Source organism: Lamprobacter sp. (assembly GCF_034860625.1).
In the GTDB taxonomy this organism is placed as follows: Bacteria; Pseudomonadota; Gammaproteobacteria; order Chromatiales; family Chromatiaceae; genus Lamprobacter.
Genome location: NZ_JAYESN010000117.1, coordinates 1 through 11,846 on the forward strand (window position 1 = coordinate 1; position 11,846 = coordinate 11,846).

Below are 11,846 nucleotides of genomic sequence, written 5' to 3' on the forward strand. Positions count from 1 at the left end.
GCTACAATCGTCAACGGCAGGGCGAGCATGGGCGGTTCGGTTTGGCGTTTTGGTCGACATCAGACGATACCGCCCGCTCCGCCCTGCCGCCAACCGTGCCGCGGCTCGCTGTCCTGCCGATGCTGGCCGGTCACCGACCACGAGACCGTTCGGCAAAATGGCCAAAGTCGAGACCCAAACACCTTCCTCTGACCGCCATGCAATTTTTTACACGTATCCTGATCATGGGCGTTTATCCTGATCAGGGGCGTTGTCCCTCGCGACCTGGAGGGTCTCGGTCAGGGAACGTACCGGCTTGATGTTGCCCTGGATGCTCATGTCCCCGAGGACGAGCAGGGGCGGTTGCGGCGGCGCCTTGCGCAGGGCTGCTGAGTAGGCGACGACAAAGAAGGCAACACCGATCTCGCTGTACGCCACCTGGAACCCAGCGCGGCGCGATTTCCGGTTTCCGCTCCTGGCGCTGGCTCGCCGTCTCGGCACTACTTGGAATGCGTGCAATCGTGACGACCACACTCGCATTCTGGGGCTGGATACGGATCGCCGGCCAATAATACGTAAGTTGGCCGCGATATCCTGATGTGGTCGAACGACCAATTTCGGACGCTCACCTCCGTGTCTTGAGCGGCAGATCAACACCGTATCCCGTCACACTGCGGCAGAGGTCATGCAGCACGTCCATCGTGCGCCCAAATCAGAGCAATCGCCTTGCACGCCGGAATTCTGAAGGGGAATCCATAGGAGTCGAGCCGGGCGGTGATCCAATCGTGCGCCGCGTCTAGAAGATCCCGCAACGCGTCGGCCTCCGAAACAGGCTCATTCTGCTGCTTGTCACGCAACCTGAGTCCGTTAAGCCGGTTCAGAAGCTCCCAGTCGCGCAGGACCATCCATACATCCTTTCCAGAGCCGTCTGTGCGCTCGACGGCGATGACGGCCTGGCGCATGCGTCCGGACTGATCGGTCACCTGGTCGTAGACCTGGAAAACCACCAGGGGCTGTTGAAGGTCTCGACTCCACGCTTTGGAGACGGGCAGCTCGGCCGCGATGCGCAACGCCTTGTCGAACAGTTTGTGCCCAACGCCGATCACCCGCTCCGCGGCATCCCTTCCCCGCGCCGTGCGGTCGAACACAACGTCTTCGTACTTCCTTCGGATGCCTGGCTCGTCGAGCCAGTCGTCTGGCGTCTTGAAGCTGAGGCCATCCGGGCTCCTGACAGGCCGGCGTCGGTTAAGGACCAGCATGCTTTCGAAGAATTGCTCGAGATGGGGAAGGTCCACGTTGGGCACCTCCTTCAAGCTGCTCAGATCGAACCTGTTGGCATGCCCCACCAGGTTTTTGACCGTTTCGATCGCGGATTTCCCCCCGAAGGTCGCCGCCTTGCGGTCGAACCATTCGGCAAGCTTCTCTTTCTTCACCGCTTGCCCCTCGGAGAACAGCTGGGAGAAGACTCCTGGGGAGGACATCCCCAGCACCAACTGCAGCAAATCCTCCGGCTCGTCCATCGCCCCGCCCAGGGCACCCATGATCCGTTCGAGCTTGGCGTTGAGCAGGTCCCAGATGCGCGCCTCCACCGTTGCCGGATTGCGCAAGGTGATCACATCAACCGGCTCCTTCTGGCCGTAGCGGTTCAGCCGACCGACCCGTTGGTGGAGCCGCATCGGGTTCCAAGGCAGATCCACGTGAATGAGCGAGTGGCAACGATCCTGGAGGTCGATGCCCTCCCCCCCCGCCTCGGTCGAGATCAGGAAACGCACCCTTCCTGCGTTGAAGCGCTCCGCGGCCTCGGTCCGGTCGGTCCGGCGCGATACCACCGAGCCATCCGGCAATATGAGGTCATCGATTCTCTCGTCGCCGTTGATGAAGGTGACGCAATCCTCGCCATACTTACGCATCAGGGCGGTCATCAGCAGGCTTTGCGTGGCCTTGTACTCGGTGAAGAACAAAACGGTGCGGTCACGGAACCGGTTCTCTAGCACGTCGAGAATTTTCTCGATCTTCGTTTCCGTGGTGACAGATTCCGCTGCCTCGACCAGGGACTCTAGGTGCGGGATTTCTGCCTCCATCAGGGTCAGGGTCGCCTCGGCAAGGAGGGAGTCAAGAAAATCCGACTCGTCCGAGAGGAGGCCGAAGTCGTCGGGGGCGGATGAGACCACCGCCTGTTCCTTTGCAGAGAGCCCGATCCGCTCCCGGAGCTTGTCGCGTTGGTCTCGTAGCTTCTGCAAGCGCCGCTTCAGGGCCTTGCGGATCGCGGCCACTGAACTCGAGGCAAGCTTCTGCATCGCGATCAGCACCAGGATGACCTGATTTCCCTTCGAGGCTGACAGCGACGTTGCGTAAGCCTTTCCGGTCGCGATGAAGTCTGTGAGCAAGTCGTAGAAGGCCTCTTCCTCGGGGCCGTAGTCGTAGGTCTCGGGTGTTACCGTGACCGGTTGGAAGAGCTTCTTACCCTCCATATCGGTGACCAGGCTCTTGTTGTTGCGGATCACTGCCTCGCCCAGGAACCCGACTTGCTCCTCGTCCCCCCTGACGGGGTCAAACAAGTCGGGACGCAGCAGCCGCATGAGCGACCAAAAACCGAAGGATTTACCCCGGTGCGGGGTCCCCGAGAAGAACACGCAGGAGTCCACCTTGCCGTGCTCAAAGAGCTGCTCGACGAATCGATAGCCCAGCGTTGAACCCTTCCCCTGATCGGCGTTGAGGTGGTGCGCTTCGTCGACGATCAACAGATCCCATGGATCGGCCTCCAGGATCCTTTCGTGGCGCCCGCCCCGATCGGAGCGCAGAGTTGGCAGTGACGCCACGACCTGTCTGTGGGTGTTCCAGAAATCGCCGCGCTTGGTGTCTACCTCGGGCGTATAGCGCGACAGGCGGATATCGAACATCTCCCGCAGGCGGAACTGCCACTGCTCTACCAGAGAGGCCGGACAAAGCACCAGAAGCCTGCGCACCATTCCGCTAGAGAGTAGCGGCCAGAGGATCAGGCCCGCCTCGATGGTCTTGCCCAGACCCACGTCATCGGCAACCAGATAGCGGATCGGCCACTTGCGCGATACCTGATGGCAAACCCAGAGCTGGTGAGGCAGCAGCGCAATGCGAGAGCGCGAGAAAACGCCCCAGGAATCATTAACCGACCGGATGGCCGCAGCCTGACACTTGGCCACCACCTCGGGCAACGAATGCCAAAGCTGCGCATCCACAGCCCTCTGAACGCTGGTCTGCTTCCGTAGCGTGGAGACCTCGCATTCCTCAAGGCCGTGCGAAAAGCGCACGATGGCCGTGTTCCCCTTGGGGAATTCGACAGTGCCGGGGCCATAGCGGCCGTGGACGATCTCATCGCCGGGCTGAAGATCCAAAGTTCTGGTTCTCCTATCTCAAGAACGACTATGGCCGGGCCATGAAGCAGTCACCATTGGAGCCATGGAGCATCCTCCTGGCCGAGCTGTCGTCCGAGCAGATCGTCTTGCAGCTGCCAGCTCTCCGACACGATCCGTAACGGGATATCGAAATCCCTGCAGAACGTGGCCTTCTCCGAATCTTTTAGATGCTTTTGCACGAAATCCGAGATTACAGGGGACTTTTGGAGCGTGCGATTCACGTCCTGCAACTGACCGCAGCCCATTGCCGACAAGACCCTCTGGACGCCCTGATACGGAACAAACGCATGCTGGCGCACCTTCGCTCCGTCGATGATGCCAAGACGGATCAGCTCCCGCACAACGAAGTTGGCCCCCTTTCCAAGCGTCTTGGGCAGCGCCGCCGCGTTGATGCCGCCACCTTGTTGATCTGGATCGGCAGCAGGCATCAGGGCGCGCTCGAGATCAAAAGGAACGGTGATTCGGTTAAGACTCAGAAATAACTCCGCGTAGTCGCCCAACTGTCTCGACAGCTTGTAGATGATGGGGAATCGCAGCATCCATTGCTCATACATCTGCTCGTCAACCTGGGCATCAAGGTATTGATCAAGCACGCGCATCCAGTCCTCGAAACGCTCCGTGGGCCGAGAATCGATGAATACGTCCCACCAGCGGCGACTCTGGCAGAGCTCGATGAAGCCTCGATGCTGCTCCGCCTTGAACCCCATGGTATGGAAGCCACCCAGGAGCAACAGCAGTAGCCAGGACGAGCGATCAATGGCGCCTGATTCGTTCTCCTTCAGATTTGGAAGGATGCCCTCGGGATAGACCCTCTTGCGGTATTCGGGAAGGTGCTCGTCGCGCTTCTCCACCCACCAGTCGTAGATGTCGGCGAGCGCGTGCGCTGGATTGATTGGCTTGGGGGGCGGCTTCTGTTCGACGAGCGTATAGCTCAAGTGGACCTGCCGACTCTCCTCGGGGGTCGGCAGTATCTGGTACACCAGACGAGACCGATCATTTGTGTCCCAATCGGCGATGAGAGGATGTTCCTCGTCGATTTCCGCCAGCCAGGTTCCCCCCAACCCGTCCGCATGAAGCCTCTCGATCATCTGTTGGGAGAGTTCTCCTTCCAGGAGATAGCGCAGACCGGCCTGCCTGGGCGCCATATCGCTGGCCTTGACCAGCCAGCCCTTCAACGTGTCTGCGGGAGCGTCCAGTTTGCCGCGGCAGAGTCGGAAGAATGCAATGCCGTGCTCGTCGTACCCCTCTGCCAGGCGATGATCATCCGGCGCGAAGCCCCAGCGACGTGTTTCCTCGTCACTGCCGCCCTCGCTCAGCAGACGCTTGGCGCGAACCGCGTTGCCCACCGCAGAGAGGAAGCATCGCTCCCCCGCCTTCTCGAAGGTCCGCTCCAGATCCCTGAACGTCTCTTTTGGCACGTCCTTATCGCTCTTACGCCATTGCTCCGACGTCTCCGGATGAAGCGCGGCACCGAGGGCGCCGGCATCCTCGGGCGAGATGGGCTTGGTGGCGTCGAGGCGACCGAACAGGTCCGAGAGGGTCACCGAGATCAACAGCTCCTTGCGCTTGGAAAGCGCATCTGGAACGAGCAGCCGCAACCAAGTGGCCAGATCCGCCGACACGGTGTGCCGGGGGTCCAATTGGCCATGGAAACAGGGCGCCGATGCGACCGCCCGTAGCACCTCTGCCTCGGCCAGTGCCCCCTTGAGCACCGTCGTCGCCTCTGTCCAGCGGATCAGCTGCCGCAGTCCTTCCGGGAGCCCGTTGGGGACTATCGCATGTTGCCGCGAGAAATCACCGAGCGCCCGCGACAGGAATCCCTCCGCAACGATGCGTGACCCGCTTTCCCGCTCCAGTTGGGGAACGCGCGCCAGCAGAACCCTCCACAGACTGTTCCAGAAGTCATACTCGGTAAGCCCAGGGGGTAGATGCATGGCCGCCCGAACGCCATCCCATCCGCAATCGACCGCCTGGCGAATCGCATCCAGCCGATCCGCGAATTGTGCGCCGAGGCGGACCGAGATCTCCCGGTTCTTCCCACCGCTCTTGGAGAGCTGAGACCGGCCGGCATCCACCTCGAACATGGCGTTGATGGCGAATCCGAGTCGCTCGTCCTGGGTCAGCGGTGCCGTCACCCAGACGTGTGGGATGGACTTAGGGAGTTCCACGAATCCGTCCCCGCCCACTGGCAGCAACAAAGCCCCCTCCCCAAGCGTGATCTTCATGACCAGCAGAGGATCGCCGTTCCCCTGGAGAATCCGGCCCAATTCGATACCTTTGCAGCCTTCCAGGGGTTCGGGTGTCCAGGTCGCCGAAATCCCGGCGCCGCTCGGTTCTTTCACGACGATCGTGCGAAGGCTGCGTGCGAAGGCAACCATGGTGCCGGCAACCTCGGTGAACCGTGCCAGCACATCTGTTCCCGAGATGTCACGGAGCGGCAGGTGCATCGCCGTACCAAGCCAGCGCCGGTCCGGTTGGTGCACAGACAGCCGGGCCGCTAACCCCTGACTCAGCTCCCCACGGTTCGGCACGGGCAGGATGCCGCCGACGATGGAGGCCTGGAGCCGCCCACTGACGATGGTGGGCTGGTCCGTGACCAACCAGACGCTCTTGAAGCCCAGTCCGAACTTGCCAGTTGCGTCCTCGTCCTTATCCGAAGCGGAGAGGATGAGCATATTCTCCAGGTCCCGGTCGAAGCCGCGCTCCCGGCCTCGATAGCCTTTGCTCCCGAACTGGTTAATCGCGCGCCCCCAATGCATGCACAGCAGGGCGTCACCGTCGGACTCCACAATGAACCGCCGAATCCCGTCCGGAAGCGGATCGACCCCGAGGCCCCCAGGCTTGGCGGGAAAGGCGTCGATATGCTCGAGATCCCTCAGAGCATCATCTGCGTTCTGAAACAGCTCAAACGGCACGCTGTCTGGCTGGTACTGAAAATCCGCCACCTTGCGCTTGACGGCATCTAGGATCGCGCGCCGGGCCTCATCGCCTGTCTCGATCCGTTCCTGGAGCCGCTCAAGGGCCTCCGCCTTCTCCTGCCGGTAACGGCGCTCCTGCGGCTTACCGGCAAACTCCTTCTCGCGCATCTCCGCGTCGCGATAATGCTCGGTGACATCCCGCAAGGCCGGATGCTTGTGGGCACCCAGGTATTTGAGGTGCACCGGAACATGATCCAGGATCAGCGCCTTGGCCAATTCGATATCGACCTGATCCGACTTGTTTAGCTCGTTCCACAAGGCATCGAGATTCACTCCACTTTGGTTGTAGACCGAGCGCAAGAGAAAAATGGCCGATGCGCGGAGGATCTCCGACAGCTGCGCATCGGAGTAGTCCTCGATCGGAAACCGCCGCAGTACGAGCATGACCCGGTACCCGTCACGGTCCTCAAACTGGAAATAGCTGGGGCGGTCGAGGAACACAGTCTTGACCTGTAGTTCGAGACCGACGGAGACCGGTTCGCCGAGGACCGAGCGCACAAGGAGCTCCTCACCAACGTGGATGCGCACGCCAAACCGGAAGTGATCCAGCGCCTGCGGCAGGGAGTACCCCTCCAGCCAGGTGTGTCTGAGCTCGCGGGGATCGGTCTTTGGCACCTCCCAGGGCAGGTCGCCGATCAGTCCCTCCCGCGAGCGCGCCGCGCCCAGCAGATCCCCGCAGAGCGCCTTAACGGATGCGTCCTCGCCGAACAACAGGACCAGCAGACCCACCAGGGGCGGTGCGACCCGCACCGTCCAGGGCTCGAAATAGTCACGCAGAATCTGAGCCGCGGAGGCGGTGTCGGTTGCATGATCGACGGCAATGGCGGCCGCAGGTGCCTCCGTGCCCGGTTCCTCGCTCACGATCCATTGGGCCAGGATTCGAGCCTGCTCGGCGTCGAGCACGTGTGCCGCGGCAATCCCGGTCACGCCGCTGACAAGCTCCCGGCTGTGCCTCCAGCGTCCCTCCTGATTGCGTAGCATGAGCCCGCGCAACCCTTCCCGCGCATCCGGTTGCCCCGCGAAAACCTTCAGGTAGCGGTCGAAGACCCGGCCGATGGCACCCTGGTCCCCACCTTGACCCGCCAGCCAGTTGAGCAGCGCGATCAACTTCTCTGTTCCCAGCGATTCCCTTAGGGACGGGAGAAGCGCCGCATGACAGTCCTCGGCCCCCACGCGGCGAATCAGGGCCGCGAGCAGTTGCCAGCCCGGGTAGGAATAGCCGCCGAGCACGCCCGCGGCTTGCTCCAACTCTTCGGCATCCCGGAACTCCACGGGACCGACCTGATAGGCTGGCAGGTCCCCAAGGGCGAGCCCTAACTGCTCGAGCCCCTCTTTACCCCGCGCGAACAGATCCTGCCGCAACCGCGGATAGCAGGCATGGCCAACGACGTGCTCCGCTAAGTCCCTAGGTGTTGCGAACAGCCCTGGGTTCTGGGCGAGGATGCGATCGAGCTCCTCCGCCGCCGCATCCAGATCGATCACGTCCTCTGGCTTGAGCAAGTTGCCCGTCGTGTCTGGCAACCATTTCACGGAGCGGAGTTGCTGAACGGTGCCCTCCGAGGGCGCTTCGCCGCGCGCCGCCAGTGCCGCGAGCGCATCCAAGATCACCAGCCACACGTTGGGCACCTGCAAGTGCGTCAGCGCGAGATCAATCGCCGCCTCCTGGTCGAGGGGCTTCAGCAGATGCTGTTGCCGACGCGCGAGGGCCTCGTCGGCACTGACGACCAGCAGGTGGACCCCGTCCAGGAGCCCTGAATCCAGCGCGACCTGTTCGCGGTCGAGATAGGCATTGGGCGCGTTACCGCAGACCGCCTTGTCTTGCCGTGTCCAGTGAAACGGTAGAGAGACCCACAGGTCATCGTTCTTCACCGCCATCAGGATCTGTTCACACTCGTCGTGATCGAAATCCCCTGGCTCCAGCATGGCGCTGCCTTGCTTCTCGATCTCGTTGATGACCGTTTCGGGGCTGATGTCATGTATTCCAGCCGCCTCCAAGGCGCTGACCGATAGGTGCTTGGTCAAGCCTCCGTCCACCAGGTTCCAGGGCCTGTCCTCGCCGCCGACAAGCTGCATCCAAAGCTTCTGCCAGACGGGCGCCTGGCTCCGGCCCAACACCCAGAGACGGTTACTATCCTCGAAGTGCTCGGAGTCCGTGTGCAGCAGGAATCTCAGCCCGCGGATCTCGATCTCCCCGCTCGGCGTGCCGCACTGCTTGATCAGATCCGCCCGCTCCTCTGCCCCACCGAGAACGCGCGCTTGCTTGCCCAGACACCGCAGCGCCGTCGATCCGTCACATGAGGCGATGGCGCCGTCGATATCGAGCGCAAGCGACGCGGTTTCCTTGTTGATCACCAACACCCGGTCGTTGGGCAGCACCTGCTGCAGAATCGGGGCCAGTCTTTGGGGCGATCTTGCCTCACCGCTGCCAAACAGCGTTCCGACCTCCGCCGCTGCGCGAATCTCCTGCACGGAGACCGGCACCCGGCGAGCCTTTTTGCAATCGTATGCCCCCAGGATCCGAAGATCCTCGCAGCGCTGCAGGAGTTCCTTTCTACGCTCGTGCCTAACCCCTTTGATTAGCGCCGGCGAGAGCTTCAACGCCGCTTCCCGCACTGCGGCGTTCGACTCGAACGCCGCTTCCAGCGCCTTCTCGACCTTGCTCAGCAGGCGCGCCGCATCCACAACGGACAGCTCCGCGTCGCCACGCGGAGGCCTCGGAGTCTCGGAGGTCGCGTCCGGGAAGAACCGGACCGGCAGGGGCAGAACCTCGGTACCGGCGGACAACAGCCCCTGCAACAGCGAAGCCGGGAGATCGTTGTCGATCCTGAAGCAACGAGAGGCATCCAGCCGCCCGACGATCCTCGCAATGCGTGCCCTTTGCTGGCCCATTCCCCCTTCGCCCAGCTGCGCGAGGCCCTGGCGCACTAGATCCGCAAGCGCCGATCTCACAGCCAGTGTGCCGAGATACGGCCCCGCCGGGCCTTCCAGGAAGGCGTTCAGATAGTCTAACAACTTGGCGTCCTGGAACAATTCGCGCGGCTTCACCGAGCCGATCAGCGCCAGAAGCTGGTCTTCGCTCCATTGGACGTCGACGGAGGGATGAAGCAGGCTCGGCGCGTCCGCAACCCCGACCCAATGGTCCTCGCACAGGGTCGCCAACGCTGGAAACAGCCGCCAGGCGCGTCCCGGTTCGTCGCCCACGGGCGTCGGGAGGGTGAGCACCTTGCGTTCCGTTGTCCGGCGTACCCAATGAACACCGCCGGGGGTGAGCTCGTGCAGCCAGATGCTCTGCTCGGTGATGGGCGCGCGGAAGCGCTTAACCAGGGATGTGTCGAGGAGGGCCTTGGCAAGCCTGGTCTTGGCATCGTCCGAGAGCCTCTGATCCGTGCAGAAGGCATCCAGCGCCGGAATCAGCAGCGGCAACACGTTGGCCCGCAGCAGCGCGCAGTTCCAGGCCCGGCGCAAGGCTGCCTCGCTTTCGTCCGGGTCCAGCGTCCTTTCCACGCAATCGTCGAGGCCATCGACGCCCTGGCGTCCCGCGTCGACGAAGAAGTAGCCATGCAAGGTGAGTCGGAAATCCTCATCGCCCCCGCAGGACACGCGCTGGACGGCGGTGATCTCGTCCAAGGGCAGAAACACCGTCCAGTGGGTGATCAGACGCCCGCCTCCGGGCGCTCGGGAGAAGATGACCGCACCATGCGGCTGGGCCTTGTCCTTGGCCTCTCGGGCGTGTCCATCCCGGCCCCGGACATAGCTGCTCGGCCAGCGTTCATGGGCATGCAATGCATGAAGCGCGGGATTCCAGACATGCGCCTCCCGGCCCGAGAATCCCGTCTCCGCCCGAGTCTCGCCGACATGCGTCTCGATGCGCCCCGAGAGCGACCGCGGCTGGGCGCTTATGGCAGTCATTGCGTCCGGCGTCGACGGGGCATCCAACAGCGCGGGCCGCGCCGCGTCTTCGTTGAGCCTGACCTCGAACACGGGTCCGTCGGCGTCCTCGTCGCCCCGCAGGTTCCAATACGCCACACGCAGCAGATGCCGCAGCATCGGCAGCAGAGCCGCTACGCGGGGCGGGAAGGTCGGCCTCGAAAGAAAGGCCAGCAGGCTCTCGTCGTCCCCTGGATACTGACCGATGATGGCCCCGGCCCCGCCCAGATCCGCCTGCCGGCGCAGCGGAATCCAGAGGACAAACAGCCGCTCTGCATCTTCGAGTCCCTTGACCACCGGCGAAAGGTGGTCGCGGATCAAGCGGGCATCTTCGCCCGAGAAGACATCCCAGTCCTGGTGGAGCGATTGGTTGGAAGCCGCTCCGCTCCATGGGTTCAGGACCTCAGCGTAAGATTGCTCACCGTCATGGGCGAGGAAGAAGAAGGCCTCGCAGAAATGGAAGACGCTCTTCATCCCGAGCCCGAACTTCCCGATGCTGGCCTGGTCCGCTGCTTTACTGTTCTGGCCGAACGACCGGATGCCCCGGGCATCAGAATCGCTGAACTGACCATTGTTCACGAAGAACAAGGCCGGCGCCCGCAGCAACGGGTGAGCAGCGCCCACAAGCCCCGGTGAGCGACCGAAGAGCAGATTAGGGGCCTTCGAGTCGTCGGTGTTTTGAATCAACTCCTTGAACACCGAGAAACCTGAAGGAGGCCCTCCCGGCTCTTCCGGAACCAATGGATAGCGATCGCGCAGGTTGTCCGCGATCAGGTTGACGAACTGAATCGGATCCTGGATGAACCCTGCCACGTTTTCCAATTCCCAGGTTGATGCAGCTCCGGCCCATGGTCATCAAGCGCCAATGGTTCCCGGATATAGCCAGTTTTCCACGGCCCGCCAGAACTGCTGTGTGCTTCGCTCAAGAAAGGCAGCCTCGTCCCACCACGAATGTCTCTTAATAGATCGAACTGCGCCACTCTGCAATCAGAATCTCGCGGATGACACTGAAGGGGAGGGCAGGATTTTCAGCGGCGATCTTGCCGATCTGCCACCAATATTCAATCTGCTTGGGCACGGACCGATACTCGATCGTGCCATAGCACCTTGCGCTCTCGACCAAGGCTTCGGATAGCTTGACACTGGTGGCCATGGGAACCTCAACCCCTAGAGATGAACAAGACTATTGTGGTCGTTACGGCTCGGCTGGCCAACCCAAATACCAAACCAAGATTGCAGCGAAGCTCATTGAGGGCTAATGTTGCGCCCGAGCGACGACGCACGGCGAGTACCAACCGACGTTCTAAACGCTGGCGAAGCCGCAAGCTAGCGACGAGGAAACCGCATGGCCCACACACTGACCCGCTACACCGACATCGTTGAGATTGTCGGCGATCTGCTCAAGGTGCGCGTCGCACGCGCCAGCACCGAGGCGCCGACCATCGCCTATGGCGATCTGGCGCTGGTCGAAGGCGTCGATGGCTTCCGCTCGCTGGCGCGGGTGATCAAGATCGATCGCGAGCTGGTCTCGCTACAGGTGTTTTCCGGCACCAAAGGCGTCTCGACCGCC

4 protein-coding genes and 2 pseudogenes are annotated in these 11,846 nt (G+C 62.4%); 1 reads left to right on the top strand and 5 read right to left on the bottom strand.

The genetic code is table 11. The features are described from left to right. Positions 1–222: 222 nt before the first annotated feature. From VBE63_RS20465 to VBE63_RS20485, 5 genes and pseudogenes are all read right to left on the bottom strand, one after another. The gene (locus tag VBE63_RS20465) at positions 223–417 is read right to left on the bottom strand and encodes a hypothetical protein (RefSeq protein ID WP_323684873.1); all 195 of its coding nucleotides are present in this window, start codon (positions 415–417) and stop codon (positions 223–225) included. Between the two features lie 245 nt (positions 418–662). Then, positions 663–3,350, bottom strand: a complete 2,688-nt coding sequence (locus tag VBE63_RS20470) for a DEAD/DEAH box helicase (protein WP_323684874.1) — start codon at positions 3,348–3,350, stop codon at positions 663–665. Between the two features lie 50 nt (positions 3,351–3,400). Then, positions 3,401–9,976 (bottom strand): hypothetical protein, encoded by a 6,576-nt coding sequence (locus VBE63_RS20475; protein WP_323684875.1) that lies wholly within the window; start codon positions 9,974–9,976, stop codon positions 3,401–3,403. Positions 9,977–10,771: 795 nt separating this feature from the next. Continuing rightward, positions 10,772–11,089, bottom strand: a pseudogene (locus VBE63_RS31515) (hypothetical protein); the annotation flags it as partial. A 145-nt stretch (positions 11,090–11,234) separates the two neighbouring features. After that, on the bottom strand, positions 11,235–11,429 hold the full coding sequence (locus VBE63_RS20485; protein WP_323684877.1) for a TA system antitoxin ParD family protein: 195 nt from the start codon (positions 11,427–11,429) through the stop codon (positions 11,235–11,237). 192 nt (positions 11,430–11,621) lie between these two features. Between VBE63_RS20485 and VBE63_RS20490 the strand changes: the two are divergent. Next, positions 11,622–11,846 (top strand): annotated as a pseudogene (locus VBE63_RS20490) (V-type ATP synthase subunit B); the annotation flags it as partial.

What these genes read in the sequence shown, in the direction of transcription:
- VBE63_RS20485 (WP_323684877.1), bottom strand. Translation starts at nt 11,429, where the DNA reads ATGGCCACCAGTGTCAAGCTATCCGAAGCCTTGGTCGAGAGCGCAAGG.